This is a genomic window from Flavobacterium procerum, assembly GCF_042431625.1.
GTDB lineage: Bacteria > Bacteroidota > Bacteroidia > Flavobacteriales > Flavobacteriaceae > Flavobacterium > Flavobacterium procerum.
This window is the reverse complement of sequence record NZ_JBHLYW010000007.1, coordinates 718,103-737,493: the sequence shown is the minus strand read 5'-3', so window position 1 is coordinate 737,493 and position 19,391 is coordinate 718,103. Positions and strand designations below refer to the sequence as shown.

Annotated in this window: 22 protein-coding genes; 18 read left to right on the top strand and 4 right to left on the bottom strand. The window is 33.2% G+C overall.

From position 1 onward, the window contains the following. Positions 1-59: 59 nt before the first annotated feature. The 13 genes from ACFFLS_RS08890 to ACFFLS_RS08830 all read left to right on the top strand — a co-directional run bounded on the left by ACFFLS_RS08890 (position 60) and on the right by ACFFLS_RS08830 (position 10,538). The gene (locus ACFFLS_RS08890; RefSeq protein ID WP_379686223.1) at positions 60-1,094 is read left to right on the top strand and encodes a hypothetical protein; all 1,035 of its coding nucleotides are present in this window, start codon (positions 60-62) and stop codon (positions 1,092-1,094) included. 84 nt (positions 1,095-1,178) lie between these two features. After that, positions 1,179-1,733, top strand: coding sequence for a hypothetical protein (locus tag ACFFLS_RS08885; protein WP_379686221.1), 555 nt, complete (start codon positions 1,179-1,181; stop codon positions 1,731-1,733). Positions 1,734-1,743: 10 nt separating this feature from the next. Further along, positions 1,744-2,142, top strand: coding sequence for an NUDIX hydrolase (locus ACFFLS_RS08880; protein ID WP_379686220.1), 399 nt, complete (start codon positions 1,744-1,746; stop codon positions 2,140-2,142). 16 nt (positions 2,143-2,158) lie between these two features. Then, positions 2,159-3,418 carry a Na+/H+ antiporter gene (locus tag ACFFLS_RS08875; RefSeq protein ID WP_379686218.1) on the top strand — a complete coding sequence of 420 codons (1,260 nt, stop codon included), beginning with the start codon at positions 2,159-2,161 and terminating at the stop codon, positions 3,416-3,418. Positions 3,419-3,475: 57 nt separating this feature from the next. After that, positions 3,476-3,940, top strand: coding sequence for an SRPBCC family protein (locus tag ACFFLS_RS08870; RefSeq protein WP_379689306.1), 465 nt, complete (start codon positions 3,476-3,478; stop codon positions 3,938-3,940). A gap of 12 nt (positions 3,941-3,952) precedes the next feature. Beyond that, positions 3,953-5,050, top strand: a complete 1,098-nt coding sequence (locus tag ACFFLS_RS08865; protein WP_379689305.1) for a nuclease-related domain-containing protein — start codon at positions 3,953-3,955, stop codon at positions 5,048-5,050. Between the two features lie 82 nt (positions 5,051-5,132). Further along, positions 5,133-5,570, top strand: a complete 438-nt coding sequence (locus ACFFLS_RS08860; protein WP_057122622.1) for an acyl-CoA thioesterase — start codon at positions 5,133-5,135, stop codon at positions 5,568-5,570. Between the two features lie 12 nt (positions 5,571-5,582). Beyond that, positions 5,583-5,990 (top strand): hypothetical protein, encoded by a 408-nt coding sequence (locus tag ACFFLS_RS08855; RefSeq protein ID WP_379686210.1) that lies wholly within the window; start codon positions 5,583-5,585, stop codon positions 5,988-5,990. Between the two features lie 152 nt (positions 5,991-6,142). After that, positions 6,143-7,132: an alpha/beta fold hydrolase gene (locus ACFFLS_RS08850; RefSeq protein WP_379686208.1), complete on the top strand. Its 990-nt coding sequence runs from the start codon at positions 6,143-6,145 to the stop codon at positions 7,130-7,132. Between the two features lie 176 nt (positions 7,133-7,308). Next, a complete protein-coding gene (locus tag ACFFLS_RS08845; RefSeq protein ID WP_379686207.1) occupies positions 7,309-7,698 on the top strand; it encodes a DUF1398 domain-containing protein in 390 nt (129 codons plus the stop codon). Positions 7,699-7,802: 104 nt separating this feature from the next. Beyond that, positions 7,803-8,654 (top strand): sulfurtransferase, encoded by an 852-nt coding sequence (locus ACFFLS_RS08840; RefSeq protein ID WP_379689303.1) that lies wholly within the window; start codon positions 7,803-7,805, stop codon positions 8,652-8,654. Between the two features lie 17 nt (positions 8,655-8,671). Further along, positions 8,672-9,895 (top strand): ATP-binding cassette domain-containing protein, encoded by a 1,224-nt coding sequence (locus tag ACFFLS_RS08835; protein ID WP_379686205.1) that lies wholly within the window; start codon positions 8,672-8,674, stop codon positions 9,893-9,895. A 19-nt stretch (positions 9,896-9,914) separates the two neighbouring features. Beyond that, positions 9,915-10,538 carry a hypothetical protein gene (locus ACFFLS_RS08830; RefSeq protein ID WP_379686204.1) on the top strand — a complete coding sequence of 208 codons (624 nt, stop codon included), beginning with the start codon at positions 9,915-9,917 and terminating at the stop codon, positions 10,536-10,538. A 236-nt stretch (positions 10,539-10,774) separates the two neighbouring features. On the opposite strand, the gene ACFFLS_RS08825 is transcribed toward ACFFLS_RS08830, so the two are convergent. Further along, complete coding sequence (locus ACFFLS_RS08825; protein ID WP_379686390.1) at positions 10,775-11,821, bottom strand: RluA family pseudouridine synthase; 1,047 nt, start codon at positions 11,819-11,821, stop codon at positions 10,775-10,777. Further along, positions 11,814-12,431: a PASTA domain-containing protein gene (locus ACFFLS_RS08820; protein WP_379686203.1), complete on the bottom strand. Its 618-nt coding sequence runs from the start codon at positions 12,429-12,431 to the stop codon at positions 11,814-11,816. The genes ACFFLS_RS08825 and ACFFLS_RS08820 overlap by 8 nt, the downstream gene beginning before the upstream one ends. Before the next feature lie 310 nt (positions 12,432-12,741). On the opposite strand from ACFFLS_RS08820, the gene ACFFLS_RS08815 reads away from it, so the two are divergent. The 5 genes from ACFFLS_RS08815 to ACFFLS_RS08795 all read left to right on the top strand — a co-directional run bounded on the left by ACFFLS_RS08815 (position 12,742) and on the right by ACFFLS_RS08795 (position 16,812). Beyond that, positions 12,742-13,713, top strand: coding sequence for a D-alanine--D-alanine ligase (locus ACFFLS_RS08815; protein WP_379686202.1), 972 nt, complete (start codon positions 12,742-12,744; stop codon positions 13,711-13,713). A gap of 145 nt (positions 13,714-13,858) precedes the next feature. Continuing rightward, positions 13,859-14,551, top strand: coding sequence for a DUF421 domain-containing protein (locus tag ACFFLS_RS08810; protein ID WP_379686200.1), 693 nt, complete (start codon positions 13,859-13,861; stop codon positions 14,549-14,551). Between the two features lie 101 nt (positions 14,552-14,652). Continuing rightward, a complete protein-coding gene (gene coaD / locus ACFFLS_RS08805) occupies positions 14,653-15,114 on the top strand; it encodes a pantetheine-phosphate adenylyltransferase (protein WP_379686199.1) in 462 nt (153 codons plus the stop codon). 20 nt (positions 15,115-15,134) lie between these two features. Then, positions 15,135-16,157: a hypothetical protein gene (locus tag ACFFLS_RS08800; RefSeq protein ID WP_379686197.1), complete on the top strand. Its 1,023-nt coding sequence runs from the start codon at positions 15,135-15,137 to the stop codon at positions 16,155-16,157. 76 nt (positions 16,158-16,233) lie between these two features. Continuing rightward, on the top strand, positions 16,234-16,812 hold the full coding sequence (locus ACFFLS_RS08795) for a PhnA domain-containing protein (protein WP_379686196.1): 579 nt from the start codon (positions 16,234-16,236) through the stop codon (positions 16,810-16,812). A 171-nt stretch (positions 16,813-16,983) separates the two neighbouring features. On the opposite strand, the gene ACFFLS_RS08790 is transcribed toward ACFFLS_RS08795, so the two are convergent. Beyond that, positions 16,984-17,427: a hypothetical protein gene (locus ACFFLS_RS08790; protein WP_111283618.1), complete on the bottom strand. Its 444-nt coding sequence runs from the start codon at positions 17,425-17,427 to the stop codon at positions 16,984-16,986. A 198-nt stretch (positions 17,428-17,625) separates the two neighbouring features. Beyond that, positions 17,626-18,987 (bottom strand): DEAD/DEAH box helicase, encoded by a 1,362-nt coding sequence (locus tag ACFFLS_RS08785; RefSeq protein ID WP_379686194.1) that lies wholly within the window; start codon positions 18,985-18,987, stop codon positions 17,626-17,628. Between the last annotated feature and the right edge of the window lie 404 nt (positions 18,988-19,391).

Below are 19,391 nucleotides of genomic sequence, written 5' to 3'. Positions count from 1 at the left end.
AGACACAATTGAAGGCAAAAAATACAAACCAAAACACAAAATACTCTTTATATCTAATTATGAAACAAATTCTGTTATTAATCCTTTTATTTTCTATAACTGCCTGTAAAAAAGAGTTTCCAGATCTCCTAAACAAAGAATTAAAATATTCTGATAAGGATTTTAGCGGTGCACATTTTCAAGATTTCTCCGTTTATGAAAATGTCACTACTAAAAATAGCAAAATTCCAAAAGCAAAAACGAATACAAAAAAACAATATCCTTGGGAAATCGCTATATCGCAAAAACGCGCAGAAGAAACCGCCGACCAAATTAAAAAATCGATAACTGCAATAACAGACGGCGCCTCAGATTACAATAAAGAACCATCGAGTTCAATTTATTTTTATGCGTTGGTAGATAATTTTTATACTAAAGAACAATTATCAGAATACGAAAAAACAGAAAGCATAACTACACAAAAATCTATTTTAGATTATATAAAAGCCACTGTAAAAAGCTATGAATTAACTAATGAAAAAAATGAAAAAATAAAGCTGAACCAAAATGGACTAGGTCTAAATCTTGGAGGTTTTGAAACGAAAAACGGGAAGCTTCTTCAAGGAATTGCATTTCAAACCATGGGAATGGGAAACTCAGAATATCTGAGATTAAAGGGGCATGTAGTTATCGAAATAGAAATTCCGGTTGAATATGAAAAAGAAGAAATCTCAGAAAACAACATCGGAGATACTTTTACCATTGGTGGACAAAAAGTGCAAATTTTAGAATTTGATGCCGATGTCATTCACTATAAATTATTTGATAGTGATGCTGAAAATTTTAGTATCTATGTAGACAATTATGGTAAAATCAAGATTCCTGAAAATACTTATACTAAATTTAGAAATAATCAAGGCTTAGATTATGATTCCTTTTTAAAGAAATACAAAGAATTTGGATTGGAAAACATGCAGTATCCCGACAAAGGTAATTTTGTTTCGGTATTAAGATCGGATGATTCCCAACTTGAAAAAGTATTCTTTTACAGTCCAAAAGCATCAAAATTGGTAAAAAAAACAATTCGGATTCCTGTTAACATACAAATAAAATAGATTTTTGGTCGAATCGTTTTTTAAGTAAAAACTATTTGATTTTAGTAGTAAATGAGACTTTTGCGATTTAAATGATGAAAAGAAATGACAACAGTAAAACAAAACCTTTGTATCTTAATCTTGATGGTGTTTGTAAACTCATCTTTCGCTCAGACATTAAAAATTTCTGATTTTAGAAAAACATTTAATTACGACAAATCTACCGATTATAAACAATTCGTATCAAAAGGTTTTATATTGCTGCGTGATACGATTTCAACAAAACAAAAAAAGTTCAAATTCCATAAACAAAACACAAATGAAATAATTGAACTAACCTTTATAGAAGACGGAGAAGGAAGCGAATATTTAAGCATACTCTATATTTTGCCAAATGAATTAGCCTACAAAAATTTTATAGCAAAAATACCGACATATAAATTCAAGTATAGCAAGAGAAATACACGTTACCAACTACCAACAAGTTCTTACTCTGGCGAAAATATTTATCTCAACGGTTTGATGCAAATTAATGAAAAGAAATATTACGCCATAAAATATGAAAGTTATAAAGACAAAGCTTTGTCTGTACCACCTGATTTTTTTAGAACAAATTCAATAAATGACAGCATAATAAAATCAAAACTTGATAAAAAATAATCGAAAAATTATGATCGAAATTGATAAAATTGCATTAATAAAAATTGAAAATGGTCAAATTTTAAGCACAAAATCAAAAGGGAAAAACAAATATTATATTCCTGGCGGAAAAAGGGAAAATAATGAAACAGATGAACAAACTCTGATTAGAGAAATTCAAGAAGAATTAAGCGTCGAAATAATTCCTGAAACTATCGAGTACATTGGGACATTCAAAGCGCAATCAGATGGAGATGCAAAAGGAATCATTGTAAAAATGACGTGCTATAAAGCTGATTATATTGGTAAACCAAAAGAGAATAATGAAATAGCAGAAATTAGATGGCTAAATTATACTGATTTAAACATAATATCTGAAGTTGATAAAATCATCTTTAAACATCTAAAAGAAAATAAATTGTTAGCTTAAAAAAGCCCCTAAAGCAATGGAAAACTACAGCATCATTATATTCATACTTGCCATCGTTATCGGATTATCTGCCTTTGCCGACAAAGCCAAACTGCCCTACCCTATTCTTCTTGTCATTGTGGGAGTTGGTATCGGTTTTATTCCGACAATGAATGAAATCGAAATTAATCCTGAGATTATTTTCCTATTATTTCTTCCACCTTTATTGTACGATGCTTCATTTAATATTTCGCCAAAAGATTTCAAAACAAACATCAGTACCATCAGTACTTTAGCAATAACACTCGTTTTTCTCACCACCTTTTGGATTGCCGTTGTCGCACATTATTTAATTCCTAATATAACTTGGCCTCTTGCCTTTGTATCGGGAGCAATTCTCTCTGCAACCGATGCTGTTGCGGCAATAAGCATCACAAAAGGACTCGATATTTCACATAAAACCATAACCATTCTAGAAGGCGAAAGTTTGATAAACGACGCTTCTGCCTTGGTCGCTTATCGATTTGCTGTCGCGGCCGTAATGGGATCTGCTTTTGTAATCTGGCAGGCAACATTGCAATTTGTCTTATTGTTAGGAGGCGGTTTTTTAGTCGGTTTTGTGATGTCAAAAATTCTAGCTGTAATTTTAAAAAAAGTGCATAAAAATTCAAACGTGACAATCAGTTTTATGCTTTTAATGCCTTTTGTGACCTATCTGATTGCAGAACATCTGCATGTTTCTGGCGTAATCGCAGTTGTAATTTCGGGATTAGCAATTGCTCGTTTTAGTAAAAAAGTATTTCCCGAAAGCCTAAAAAACAGTTCAAGAAACCTTTGGGATATTATTATCTTTCTATTAAATGGATTAATTTTTATCCTAATCGGACTTAATTTTAGATATGTATTGAAAGATATTGAGAATGATATGCTGTTGCCTTACATTGGTTATGCTTTTATTATAACCATTGTCGCCTTACTAATCAGATTTATGAGGATATTTCTTCAAAAGATCAATCTGCAAAAAGCGTTTAAAAAAAATCGTGGAGGAAGACGAAAAATAACGGAAGATGCGCTTCTCGATTTTAAGAATAGTATCATTTTAGGCTGGTCAGGAATGCGTGGCATTGTTTCTCTTGCTATCGCTATCGGACTTCCTAGATTTCTTGAAAACGGAAATCCGTTTCCCGAACGAAATGCTATTATATTCATTTCTGTAGCCGTTGTGCTCTTTACACTTATCGGACAAGGACTTACACTTCCGTGGATTGTCAAAAAATTGAATACTAAAGACGATTAGTAAAACTTAAATCATAACTTTATGTGTTTCATTTTTTTTACTAAAAACATTCAAGCAATGACTTCAAATATTCTTTCCACAATACCAAATTCGGAAATTGTTACGACACGAGTTTTAAATTTTCCTCAAGAATTGATTTTTAAGGCTTGGAGCGAACCTGAACATTTGAAAAACTGGTGGGGACCAAATGGTTTTACCAATACTTTTCATGAATTTGATTTTCGTGAAGGTGGCATATGGAAATTCACCATGCACGGCCCAGAAAAAGGAAATTATGAAAACGAATGCGAGTTCATCAAAATAGAAAAACCGAATCTTATTGCTTGGAAACGTCATTCGAAACCATTATTTCAAATCTTGGCAACTTTTGAGAAAGTCTCAGAAAACCAAACCAAAGTCGTTTTTAAAATGCTTTTTGAAACCGTGGAAGAATGCCAAAAACTAAAGCCTTATGTTGTCGATAAAAATGAAGAAAACTTTGACAAACTAGAGATTGAATTGGTTAAGATGGAGTTGCAATAGATATTTAAGATTATGTGTAGAGTTTATAATACAATTGGATGTCTAAATACTATACAACTTGAATTAGTCAGAAATAATATTGATGATTTTAGTTCTATACATGAGCTCATTGATTTTCAAAAAGACCTTCATGTTACAGAACAGAAAATCATTACTAATCATAACAAACGAATACAGGATGAAAAAATATTTCTTGAAGATGAAATTTCAGAATCAAATACTTATCTAAATCAAAAAATAAATGACTTAAAGAATCGATTAAGAGAAAAACTGAATGATCTAAATCAAGAAATCGAAGATTTGCCTGAAACAAACTCTAAAATCATTCCTACAATAAAAGATTATTGGATGAATCTTAAAATTCAAATAGAATTTTGGTACATACAATTCAAATTTCCAGTTAATGTCTTCTATTTAAAGCATTCAAATAAAAAATTAATTTCAAAAAATAATAAGCGTTTCAATTATATTTCCGCAAACTTTCAAGATGCTGTAAATAGCAGCAGTTTTATGGATTTACAAAAATTTGAATCAAAAAAGAAAATCATAACAGCATTGAATAATACAATTTATGGTGCGATTGGCGAGCAAAAAGTAGAAACTGTCTTAAAAAAATTATCCGATGATTACATATTAATAAATGATTTCTGCTATAGTTTTGCAACCCCAATTAAGTATAATGGTGATTTTATAAAATCCATTCAAATTGATCATCTTTTAATTTCTCAAGCTGGCATTTTTATAATCGAAACAAAAAATTGGAGCAATCGTTCTTTTGACAACTTAGAACTGCGTTCTCCCGTTCAACAAATTCTTAGAACCAATTATGCTTTATTTAAACTCTTAGATGACAGTGTACAAAAACACAATTGGAATTTTTCGAGACAACATTGGGGAAATAGAAAAATTCCCATCAAAAATATTATAGTTTTCATAAACAATGCTCCAAAAGAACAATATCAATTCATTAAAATACTTCGGCTTGGTGAATTAATTTCATACATACAATATTTTAATTCTAACTTTACAATTAATGAAACAGAAAGTATTGCTAATTATTTATTGAACCTCTCACAACACAATGAAGTAATCTCAAAATTATCTATGTAAAAAATTTGATAAATTAACTTTCAAAAAAATATAATTGTAAAAAGTCGTAATTTAGATTTCTCAATAAATTACAATTAAAAAAATGGCTTCATTTACAAAAGAAATTTCTTTTCGCTGGTCAGATCTTGACCCAAATTTTCACGTTCGTCACAGTGCTTATTACGATTTTGGAGCGCAGCATCGTATCGAAATCCTCGAAGAACTCGGCTTAACTTTAAAAGTGATGCAGACTCAAGGATTTGGTCCGGTTTTATTTCGTGAAGAATGTGTTTTCAGAAAAGAGCTGAAACTTTCAGACAAAATATTCATTCACACCAAAACATCAAAAATGAAAGCCGATGCTTCTCGCTGGTCCATCATTCACGAATTTAGAAGAGAAGACGACACACTTTGTGCAACCATTACAGTAGACGGCGCTTGGATGGACACAAAACTTAGAAAACTAGCTTCGCCAACTCCAGAAATCGCAATTCAGGCTTTGAGCATTTTCCCAAAAAGTGATGATTTCGTCGGATTATAAAAGCCTAAAATTATGAAACATTTTATTTCTTTTTTGACAATTCTATTGTTTTTCGTGAACTGCAAATCTCCAGAAAACAAACCTTTAAAGGAAGTCATGTCGCCCCAAAAAACTGTAGAAGCTTATTTGGCAGCAATAAATCGTTTTGATTTTGAAACCGCAGAAAAATTTTTGATTCCGAACAAAAACAATCTGATGCAATTAGAAACCATCAAAAAAATGGAGAAAAGCTTGCCTGATGAACGAAAAAAGGAATTTATCAATAAAGAAAAAGATGCTACTTATCATGAAAAAAGCATAACAAATTCTAACGCAGAAATTATTGTGACACTTAACAACGAAATTGTCATGCCGATTGAATTCGATTTGAGGAAAGTAAAAGACAAATGGCTCATCGAATCAATTGGAACATTCAAATAACAACAAAAATCCAAAAGCATTATAAATGTTTTTGGATTTTTTAATTATGCTTCCTTTCCAAATACTTTCTGATAATTTTAAGATTTTAAGCTTTGTCATAAAAATACATAGCTTTAAATTTATAGTACATTAATCTGTAAATACCACAAAGAATGAAAATCATAAAACTTATCATACTAGTACTGCCCCTTTTTTGTCTTTCGCAAGAGCAGAAAATAAAACCGTTAGATATTAATTTAAGTAATTACGAATATCCGTTTCCGGTACAGTTTTTAGAAGTAAACAACCAGCGTCAGAACCTAAAAATGGCTTATATGGATATCAAACCAAGTAACTACAATTCTAAAAATATCGTTTTATTTCACGGAAAAAACTTTAACGGAGCTTATTGGGAAACCACCATAAAAGCATTAACAAAAGAAGGTTTCCGCGTAATTGTTCCGGATCAAATTGGTTTCGGAAAATCATCAAAACCAGAAAATTTTCAATATACCTTTCAACAGTTTTCAGAAAATACCAAAAAATTATTGGATCAACTTGGCATTCAAAAAACGGCAATTCTTGGACACTCCATGGGCGGAATGCTAGCGTCTCGTTTTGCATTGATGTATCCTGAAATCACCGAAAAATTGATTTTAGAGAATCCAATCGGATTAGAAGACTGGAAACTTATTGTTCCGTATAAACCGGTTGATTGGTGGTACGAATCGGAATTAAAACAAAACTACGAAGGCATCAAAAAATACCAAATGGCCAATTATTATGACGGAAAATGGAATGCCGATTACCAAAAATGGGCAGAATTGGGCGCCGGTTGGACAAGCGCTCCAGACTACAGCAAAGTAGCCTGGAACTCTGCTCTTATGTATGATATGATTTTTACGCAACCTGTTTTGTATGAATTCAAAAATATAAAATGCCCAACACTTTTAATCATTGGAACAAGAGACAAAACTGCAATTGGCAAACCACTTGTTTCTGAAGAAATAAGAAAAACAATGGGGAATTATGCCGAACTGGGTAAAAAAACACAAAAAGCGATTCCGAATTCTAAATTAGTCGAAATCGCCAATACTGGACATTTGCCGCATATTGAATCTTTTGACCAATTTATAAAACCATTAATCGTATTTTTGAAATAATATTTTTTTTTCTTTGCCACTAATTACGCGAAGTTGTACTAATTTCTTTTGAATCTTGCCACAGATTAAAGGATTAAAATGATTTATCTGTGTTAATCCTTTAATCTGTGGCAAAAGTTTAATTCGTGGAAATTCGTGTAATTCGTGGCAAAAACCTAACCTAAAAAACTTATAATATGTTTACAATAGAACAAATAAAAGAAGCGCACTCAAAAGTAAAATCTGGTGCAGATTTCCCAAATTACATTCAGGATTTAATTATTTTGGGTGTAAAAGGTTATGACACTTTCGTGAATGACGGACATGTAGAATACTACGGAGTAAACAATTACACCGTTACTGCCGATGAAAAATATCCAGAAATCAAAGTTGCTGATTTTGCGAACAAGGAATATTTTATAGAACTTCTGGTTAAACACCAGCATGGAGAAACAGATTATATGACTTTCTGCAATCACTGCGCACAATGTGGTATTGCAAAATGGAGAGTCGACATTGTTGAAATGACTTGTACTTATTTTGATAAATCGGGGAATGAAATCTTGATTGAAAAAATTCCGGAATAAGAGATTTTTACAATGCCTCACTTTCAATAAAACAAATAATACTTTTATAGTTTTCCACAGCCAGGCATTTGCTAATTAATCAATCATTAACAACACGCTATAAAATGTCATTTTTACCTATTATAAACGTTACAGAATTACTGCAGCTCCAGAATTTAGATGAAATTGTTTTAGTTGATGCTCGAGCCGGAATTAATGCCGAAGAGAATTACAAAAACGAACATCTTAAAGGAGCACGTTATGTCAATTTAAATAAAGATTTAGCTAAAATAGACTGTAATCCTGCCAATGGAGGAAGACATCCTCTGCCCTCTTTAGAGAAATTTTCTGAGGTGCTCTCAAAACTGGGAATCTCACCTTCTTCTCATGTTATTGTTTACGATGACAAAAACGGATCAAATGCGGCTTCGAGATTTTGGTGGATGTTAAAAGCTGTTGGACATAAAAAAGTGCAGGTTTTAAACGGAGGTTTTCAAGAAGCATTAAAAAAAGGTTTTCCTATAAGTTCTGAAACTGAAAGCAACAAAATAGTCGAAAAATATCCAGTTTCTGATTGGAAATTAGGCTTAGCCGATATTGAAGAAGTAGAAAAAGCTCGAAACAATCCAGAAAATATTGTAATCGATGTTCGGGACAAAAATCGATTTGACGGACTTACAGAACCGTTAGATTTAGTTTCTGGACATATTCCAGGCGCAGTTAATGTACCCTTGACCGAAAATCTCGATGAAAACGGGCTTTTTAAAACACCTGAAGCTTTGTCAGGAAAATTCAAGGCTGTTATTGGAGAAAAAAATCCGGAAAATAGTATCGTTCATTGCGGTTCAGGCGTTACCGCTTGCCATACCTTGCTCGCAATGGATTATGCAGGAATTCCGATTCCAAAACTTTATGTGGGCTCTTGGAGTGAATGGTCGAGAAACAACCGCGAAATGGCATTAAAAGAAAATAATTAATTACCTAAAAAATAAAAATGCAGCATTGGGATATACTTTTATCAAATCAAGTAAATAAAAAAGAATTTATAGATACCGTATTGTCGGGCAAAGCCAAAGGAGAATTAGAAATTTTTAACAGCCAGAAAGGAATTCTTTTTTCTGATATTGCAATTGAAAAGTTTATTGAGAAAGAATTCCAATACGACAGCGTAGAAGCCTCGGTTGATACACACAGGCAATTGCGTACTTTTTCGTCGGGCGAACGCAAAAAGGAGTTTTTAAAATACTGTATCAATCAAAAACCGGATTTTATCATTTTTGACAATCCGTTCGATCATTTAGATCAAGCATCAAGAGTGATTCTGGCAGACTCACTAAAAGATTTAACTGGCGAAATTGCCATCATTCAGCTCTTAAACCGAATGGTCGATGTATTAGAATTTGTTCCTAATAAAGCCTTAATCAAAGACAATACATTTGAGCTTTATCCGATTTCAAAAAACGAAAATCATTTTAAAACTTTAAATACTGCCGCAATTCCAAAAGCGACCGAAACGCATTCCTTTCACGAAAGTGTACTGATCAAACTCGAAAATGTTTCGGTAAGTTATGAAGAAAGAAAAATCCTCAATAACATTTCATGGACGATAAAACAAGGTGAATTCTGGCAGTTAATCGGTCCTAACGGCTCTGGAAAAAGCACAATTTTGTCATTGATTACGGGAGATAATCCAAAAGGATTTGGACAGGATTTGTATTTATTCGGACGAAAAAAAGGAACTGGAGAAAGTGTTTGGGACATTAAAAAGCAAATCGGAATCTTCGCAACTTCAATGACCGATTTATTTCAGAAAGGCCACACTTTGGAGCAAATGATTCTTTCCGGATTTTTTGATCAGATTGGCCTTTATACCCAACCCACTACACATCAAAAAAATATAGTCACACAATGGTTGGAAGTGATTGAGATGACAGATCTTCGCAAAAAACGTTTTATAGATCTTTCTATCGGACAACAGCGAGTAGCTTTAATTGTACGTGCGGTTTTAAAACACCCGCCGTTATTGATTTTAGACGAACCAGTTGAAGGTTTAGACGACGAAAATGTAGATTTGGTGATTCAATTGATTAATACAATCAAACAAGAAACCAATGTAAGCATCATTTACGTTTCGCATCGTATTGAATCTGGTCTGGCTCCTACCTCGGTTTTCGAACTTTTGCCATCAGAAACAGGATCAACAGGAAAAATAAAATAGCATTCAGAATTAAATTAAAATGACACTAAAACACATTAGCATATTGCTTTTTTTATTGATTTTAAATTCGTGTTCCAGCACAATTTCAACCAAAAAAAAGGAATATTCAGCTACCACTTCTTCGATATTAAAATCAGACTGGACAATCGATTCTCAAGAATGGTTTTTAGACAACAGTACTATCACCGGATCAGGTTCACCTTCAAAATGGGGTGTTCTGGTATCGAAAAAACAACTTCCAAAAAATTATGAAATTGATTTTAAAGTCAATATGACAAAGGAATCTTTATTTGAAATAATGCTTAATCTGGACAAAGGAAAATACATCAGAACCTATCTGTATCAAATTGACCAAAACATTGTAATTGGTGAAGGCATTTATTACAAAAACGATGATTCATACGGCAAACGAGGTGGCAAAACCTTATTTAAGAACCCCATGAAACTGGAAAACAACAAAACGTACGACGTAAAAATTAAAGTCACAAACAACCAATTATACTTTTCAGTCGATGGCCAGACTTCATTAGAATGTTCACTTGAAAAAAGCAATCTAAGCCAAAAAGGAAAACTAGGCTTCATAACCAACGGAAAAGTCATAATAACCGATTTAAAAATTAAATATCTATCAGAATTAAATTAGATAATTTGTCAATTAGATAATGTGATAATTAGAACATAACGCATTTCCGTACAGATGCAATGTAGTGCGTTGTCGCAACGAATATCAACAATACGTTATACGCACTGCAGTATACCTCTACAGAAATTTGGAACGATAATAAAATTATGCCAAAAAACCAAAAGCTCCCAGTAGGAGCTTTTGGTTTTTTTTCGTTTCAAGAAATTATCTAATTTTCTAATTGACAAATTATCTAATTAATTCTCTTCATCTTCAACATGATGCGACTTCGAATAATTTCTCCATTTGTCTAAACATTCCTGAAAATCATCTGGAAGTTCTGTGTCAAAACGCATCAATTCGCCTGTATTCGGATGAACAAATCCAAGTGTTTTAGCGTGCAATGCCTGACGTGGCAATGCTTTGAAACAATTCTCTATAAATTGTTTGTATTTCGTAAAAGTCGTTCCTTTCAGAATCAAGTGACCACCATAACGTTCGTCGTTAAACAAAGGGTGTCCGATATGCTTCATGTGCGCACGAATCTGGTGCGTTCTTCCTGTTTCTAGTTTACAAGAAATAAGCGTCACATAACCAAAACGTTCCAAAACTTTGTAATGTGTAATGGCTGGTTTACCAATTTCAGGATCGTCAAAAACCGCCATCTGCATACGATCTTTCAAATGCCTTGCGAGATTTCCTTCAATAGTACCGCTATCTGCCACAACATTACCCCACACCAATGCAATATATTCACGTTCTGTAGTTTTGGCTTCAAACTGCTTTGCTAAATGCGTCATGGCAGCTTCTGTTTTGGCAATAATCAAAAGTCCCGATGTATCTTTATCAATTCGATGCACCAAACCAGGACGTTCGCTACTGTTCATTGGCAGATTATCAAAATGATGCGCCAATGCGTTTACCAAAGTTCCTGTATAATTTCCATGCCCAGGATGCACTACCATTCCCGGCTCTTTATTGATCAATAAAAGAGCATCATCTTCGTAAACAATATTCAGCGGAATATCCTCAGGAAGAATATGATTTTCGTATGGAGGATGCGACAACATTACGGTTATCACATCAAAAGGTTTTACTTTATAATTTGATTTTACCGGAATATCATTCACAAAAATGTTTCCATTGGTTGCTGCGTTTTGAATCTTATTTCGCGTGGCATTTGGAATCAAATACATCAAATATTTGTCAATACGCAAAAACGCTTGACCTTTAGGGACTTCAAATCTGTAATGTTCGAATAATTCGTCTTCCAGATCTAAATTTTCATCAATATTATTACTCATCATTTGGGTTTTCTGCAGGATCCGTTGCTGTGCTATCGACCTGGCTTTCATCTACATAACTTGCTTTTCCGTCACCTAAAACTAAATCAATTTTAGACGCTTTAAGCACTCTGTCTCCTACTTTAAGGTTTCTACCTTTGTAACGCATTTCAAGAACCATATCTTTACCAAGGTTCGGAATATAAGTAATCGTTCCCTCTTCAAGACCAAGAGCTTTTAAGGTAGGAACTGCTTCACGATATGTTTTATCAATTAAATCCGGAATCTTAACAGACGAAAAACCGGAAGCATTAATTTTAATATAAATTTTTCGACCCACCTTTACCTTAGTTCCCGGCAATGGATCCTGTTCTACAACACTGTATTTCGGAAATTCGCTTCGATAATCGACACTATCCAGAAGTACATAATCCAAATCAAGTTCATCTAGTTTTTGCTCAACCTGTTCCTCTGTCAGTCTAGCCAAATTCGGAACTTCGATTTCGTGTCCGTGATCGGTTGTAAAAGTCAACCAATGCATAAATAAATAACCTAAAACAACAATAATTGCAGCAGCCATTAATAATTGCAAGAAAAAAACTCTGCTTGTTAAATACTTACGTAAACTCATAAATTTATTTTTATTAGCGACAAAGATAAAGTATTTCGTTTCAAAAAAAATGATAATTTTGTTTAAAACGAGAATGCTTTTAATTAGGAGCAATTTCCTGCTGTCCGCTGTATATTTTGCGCCGAACCCCGGCACAAAAGGATGCCGCTCCCATCAGGGCTAGGGTTCCAGTTTTCATAAGAACGTTACTTAAAAGAAAAAAGTGCATTTTTATTGTAGAAAGATTCTCAACAAGGAAGTCTTAATCGACAACTTGAAACATTAAACTTGAAACATTAAACTTGAAACAATTAAAAAATAAAAATATACAATGAAAAACATTGCCATCATCATGGGCGGATATTCAAGCGAATACAAAATTTCGCTTATCAGCGGAAACGTTGTACACCAATATCTTGACAAAACAAAATACAACGGATTCCGTATTCATATTTTTAAAGAAAAATGGGTTTATGTAGACCAGAATGATGCCGAATTTCCAATCGACAAAAATGATTTTTCAGTTACTGTAAACGGAGAAAAAATCACTTTTGACTGTGTTTTCAATGCTATTCACGGAACTCCAGGAGAAGACGGATTAATGCAGGCTTATTTTGAATTGTTAGGAATTCCGCAGTCTTCTTGCGACTATTACCAAGCTGCATTGACATTCAATAAAAGAGATTTATTATCGGTTTTAAAACCATACGGAATCAAAACAGCGATTTCCTATTATTTGAACAAAGGTGATGTAATCAACACGGAGGAAATCATTAAAAAAGTGGGACTTCCTTGTTTTGTAAAACCAAATAAAGCCGGTTCTAGTTTCGGAATTTCAAAAGTAAAAACCGAAGCCGAATTGCCAATCGCTATTGAAGTTGCCTACAAAGAAGACAACGAAATCATCATTGAAAGTTTCCTTGACGGAACAGAAGTTTCTGTCGGCGTAATCAACTACAAAGGCGAGGTTATTGTATTGCCAATTACCGAAATTGTATCAGACAATGATTTCTTCGATTACGAAGCTAAATACGAAGGAAAATCGCAAGAAATCACGCCAGCGAGAATCTCTGACGAATTGACTAAAAAAGTGGGAGAAACAGCAAAACGTGCTTACGAAGTCTTAAAAATGAAAGGTTTCTCACGAAGCGAATTCATCATCGTAAACGACGAACCACATATGCTCGAAATGAACACCATTCCGGGTTTAACAACAGAAAGTTTGATTCCGCAACAAGCAAAAGCAGCCGGAATTTCTCTTGAAGATTTATTTACAAATGCGATTGAATTAGCGTTAGCTTAAAGATACTGAGGTTCTGAGATTCTAAGATTTCAGAACCTTATTTTTTTATTACAATCAGACTGAACAAAGTGAAGCAAAGACCTTTGTTACTTTGAACCTAAAAACGTAGCATCTCAGAACCTTAGCAACTTAGCACCTCAAAAAAATGAACCAAATATTTGAATGGGATAGAGTTTTCTTTAACAGTCTGCCAGAAAGTTTTCTTTTGGAAGTTATTTTTCGATCGACAGTCATGTTTACTATTTTGCTGCTAACCTTAAAGCTGGCAGGAAAACGAGGCGTAAAACAGTTATCTATTTTTGAAACGGTTATCATTATCGCGCTAGGTTCTGCAGCTGGCGATCCTATGTTTTATGAAGATGTTGGAATTATTCCTGCTGCAATAGTTTTTACAACCATAATCATTTTATATCGAACTGTAACATGGCTTACAGGAAAAAGCAAAAAATTTGAAGAATTTATAGAAGGTAAAACCGAATGTTTAATTAACGACGGGAAATTTTCTATAAGCAGTTTTAGAAAAGAAACTCTTGCTCAAGACGAGTTTTTCGCAGAATTGCGAATCAAATCGATTGAGCATTTAGGACAGGTAAAACATGCTTTTATAGAAACCAGCGGTGAAATCAGTGTTTTTTATTATGAAGACAAAGATGTTGGCTACGGATTACCGATTCTGCCTTTGCTTTTCGAGAAAAAAAATAAAATCATCTCAGAAGAAGGAATATATTCTTGTTCTTTCTGCGGTAATACTGAAAAATTAAAAAAAGGAACTTCAACTTGTAAAGACTGCCATAAAGAGGAATGGGTTCCCTCCATCAATACCAAAAGGATAACGTAAAACCAAATTCCAAAAATAAAATTCCAAATTCCAAATTCCAAAAAAAGAAAAAATAAGATTCTACAAAACTTAGAATCTCAGAAACTTAGAAACTTAAAGAAATGCGAAAAGCCATATTCCCAGGATCATTTGACCCGATTACATTAGGACATGAAGATATTATCAAAAGAGGAATTCCATTATTTGATGAAATCGTAATTGCAATTGGTGTCAATGCCGAAAAAAAATACATGTTTTCATTAGAGGAAAGAAAACGGTTTATCGAAGAAACTTTTAAAGACGAACCAAAAGTTTCGGTTATCACTTATGAAGGTCTTACCATTGATTTAGCCAAAAAACTAAAAGCAAATTTCATTTTAAGAGGTCTGCGTAATCCAGCCGATTTCGAATTCGAAAAAGCTATCGCCCACACTAACAGAAAACTTTCTAAAATAGAAACCGTTTTCTTGTTAACTGCAGCAAGCACATCATTTATCAGCTCAAGCATTGTACGCGACGTATTGCGTCATGGTGGCGAATATGAAATGTTGGTTCCGGATGCGGTTAGAGTGAAAATTAAATAATTTTTTTTTGAGTCTTCTTAATGAAAAGAAAAATCATAATATTACTTGTAATCTGTTTTGGCGTAATTTCATGTAAGAAAGAAACAAAAGTAATTTCAATCCCTGAACCAAATAATAGAGACAGCATAAAAACCGATAACACAACTAATTCAGACGGTTTAACGTCTCTTTACAAAACTAAAAACAAAGACAATACAGAAGAAATAAGAATTACTACATCCAAAGCAAGTGAATATAACAAATATTTGCTTGCTGAGGATAAAAACTTTATTCTAGCTTCAAAGTATTTGAAAGAAGGAAAGGAATTTAAACTCGTTAAACAAGACACTTTAATTTCGAACGAATATAATTATACTTCAATCGGAAAAGAAAGTTTCGAGAAAGTAACTATTAAAGACCAAGAATACATTCTTTTATCTGTACATGAGACTTACCAAGGATCTGCAATTACAGATGAAATGGTAACTTTTATTATGTTAAACACCAACAATCTAAACACTTACAACTTAGTATATGGAGGTGAAACGACAGTTCATAAAGGAGAAGCAATAGTTGGGGAATTTATTGAAAACAAGCTTTTAAATTCAAACCCAGAAATAAAAAAAGTTCTTTATGATTTTGCAAATAAAAGCAAATTGGTATTTCATGCTGCCAAAGATCCAAATCATTATAGCAATTATATGAAAAAATGGGAAACAGATAACAATTCGATCAATCACATGGCAAATGGTTATTCTGGAATTCCAGACATTATTTATAGTACTTATTACAAAGATGATTTATTCAATTTCACAGGAGACTATGATGAATCACAGAGTATTGAAAATGACAACTTTAAAATTGTATCTTATTTTAGAGCCAACATCATTGCATTTGACAAAAACAAACAATTATACTTTCCAGTTTATACCGAAGCGTGTGTTACGGGTTGTGATAAAAAAATAAGATTTATTTCTGAAAACAGTATTGAAATAAAGTATCTCGAAAGTTCTCAAGGTGAGACTTCGATTATTAATCTTAATAAAATAATATTTAAAAACTAAATTTTACGCCGAAATATAAATTTGCAATGCTTGTCTATTATAAGTAATTTCGCATTTTTAAACAAACCCATAAATAATGAGCATCGAAAGAGAATTAAGCAAACGAAGCGGATCTAAATGTGAGCTTTGCGGCGCTGAAGAAAATTTAAAAGTTTATCAAGTCCTTCCAACTAGAAAAGGTGGAATTGATGAAGCTGTATTAGCCTGTAACACCTGTATTGACCAAATTGAAAATCCAGACAACGTAGATTTGAACCACTGGAGATGCCTAAATGACAGTATGTGGAATGAAAATGTTCCTGTTCAGGTTGTTGCCTGGAGAATGTTGAGCCGTATGCGCTCTGCAGGATGGTCACAAGAATTACTAGACATGATGTATCTTGATGAAGATATTCTTGAATGGGCAAAAGCAACTGGAGAAGGAGAAGATGATGAAAACAAACTAGTTCACCGCGACAGCAACGGCGTTGTTTTACAACACGGAGATTCTGTTGTCTTAATTAAAGATCTAAAAGTAAAAGGTTCTAGCATGGTAGCCAAACAAGGTACAGCAGTAAGAAACATTCGTCTTGATCACGAAAATGCAGAATACATAGAAGGAAAAGTAGACGGACAGCAGATTGTGATTATTACACAGTATGTGAAGAAAATTTAAAAAAAAATACTAAGCTACTAAGATTCTGAGTTGCTACGTTTTTTTTACACTTAACTAACTTACGCATAAAAAAAGCTGTTCAAATTGAACAGCTTTTTTCGTTATGATATAAAGATAAAGTTGAAAAAACTTTGTCCCTTTGTCTCTTTGCGGCTTTGAACCTCAAAAAAATTATTTCTGGAATAATTTACTGATTTGGTCTTTTACGAATGGCTCAGATACGTTGTTTGTTGCAGCGTCTCTTTCTTTACCAGAAACCATAAACTGAACTGTAGCTTTGTCTGGAACCACATTACCTGTGTAGTGTAACCAAATATAGTTGTTAGGTAACTCTAATTTGATATCGTACAACGGAGAAGCTGTAAATCCGCCCATGATAATGTTGTATAAAGAGTTATAAGCATTATCAATGTTCTTGAATGAAAATTTTCTCAAAGTCGAATCATCATCACTTTGAACGATAGTGTAATACACAGTGTATTCGTCACCAATTTTCTGAATGTAGTTGTTGTTTACTTTTCCTAATTTTTCTACAGGAACTGTTTCTAGAACCTTAACCTGTGCAAACGAAACAAAACTAAAAAACAATGCGGCAAGAGTAATAATCTTTTTCATATAGTATTTGGGGTTTACAATTTTACGAACACAAAAAAACATAGAAATATTGAAAAAACCCCTATCAATTCATTATTTTTTCAATATAAAATTGTAAAAGTCAGCTAAACAAAAATAAAACACTGAAAAACAAGAAGATAAAAACCAAATCTTCACAATACAAAATCTTTTTTTGTACTAAAAATCATTTGATTTGAACTAATATTTACCTCTTTTATCGTCTTCAACTTTCTTTACAACATTACGAGCCACTTCTATTTTAAACTTTTTGCCCTTCATCTTTTCATCTTTGATATCTTTCAGCAGATCTTTTACTTTATTGTATTTAACGGCCGCAAACGAAACAAAATCTTTTACTTCAATCAGACCCAAATCGTCTTTTTCTAGTTTCCCTTTTTGTGAAAAGAAACCCACGATATCAAATTTGTTTAGTTTTGTTTTCTTTCCGCCACTAATATAAATGGTTTGAAACTGAGGCGGTTTTGGAAGAGAAACTTTCCCTTCAACATCCAAAACATCCATTTCATAATCGATATAATCAAGCTGTTTTTCACTTTCGTGAATGATTAAATATGCTGTACCAGATGCTTGCATACGCGCGGTACGGCCATTTCTATGCGTAAACTCGTCTTCTTTTAATGGAAGATGATAATGAATAACATGTTTCATTTCTGGAATATCCAAGCCTCTCGCAGCCAAATCTGTAGTAACCAGATAACTGATACTTCCGTTTCTAAACTGAATCAAAGCACGCTCACGTTCGTCCTGATCCATTCCGCCATGATAATAGACCGAATAAATCCCTTTTTCGTTTAAGGTATCGCTGATTCGTTCTGCAGCATCCCGATGATTACAGAAAATAATCGCTGATTCTGACTTTAAAGAGCAAATCAGATTAAAAAGACTCTGCAGTTTATCTTTAACAGGCGAAATCACCATTTTCAACGAAAGGTTTGCCTTTTCCTCTTCTTCAGGAATAAAATCTAAAACCGTCGGATTTACAACTTTTGTATATTTCGGGATTTCGATATCTGAAGTTGCCGAAACCAAAACTCTTTTATTCACTTTCGAAAGCCTTCCGATGATAAAAGACATTTGCTCATGAAAACCTAATTGCAGCGATTTGTCAAATTCATCTAAAATCAAAGTCTGGATTTTATCTGTCCTGAACGTTTCTCTATCGATATGATCGGCTATTCTCCCTGGCGTTCCGATTAAAACCGCCGGGGGATTGCTTAAATTTTTGATTTCAGTTTCAATTGAATGTCCGCCATAGCAGATATTTACTTTGTACTGCGTTCCCATTTTTTTCCAAACCTGTTCAATCTGTAGTCCAAGCTCTCGTGACGGAACCAAAATCAAACACTGAACCGATAAGATTTCGGGCTGTAATAATTCTAAAACCGGAAGTAAAAATGCTAATGTTTTTCCTGATCCAGTTGGAGAAAGCAACAAAACATTATTATCGTTCAGAATTGCGTCCTGCGCGGTTTCCTGCATTTCGTTGAGGCTCTGAATCCCCAAATTCAAAAGTATATTGTTGGAATGGTGTTTTTTCATGCTGCAAAAGTAACTAAAATTTGTTTTAGGTTTTTCTTGTTTCAAGTTTCAAGTTTGAATGCTGTTTTTTTGTTTCACGCAGATTTTACAGATTTAAGCAGATTGAACAGATAGTTTTCTCTCGCAGATTTTGCAGATTAAGGAGATTAAACTCTAAATATAAAATTAAAAAATCTGCGAAATCTGCAAAATCTGAGAGAAGTAAATAACCACAAAGATTACATTTCATTCAGATTTAAAATGGATTTTAGCAGATTTAAAAAAATCAAATTTTATCTGCTTAAATCCGTAAAATCTGCGTGAAACAAATCATCTCTCGCAGATCTAGCAGATTATGCATATTAAATCTCAAGCATTAAAATAAAAAATCTCCCAGATACGCATAATCTGTGAGAGAATAAATA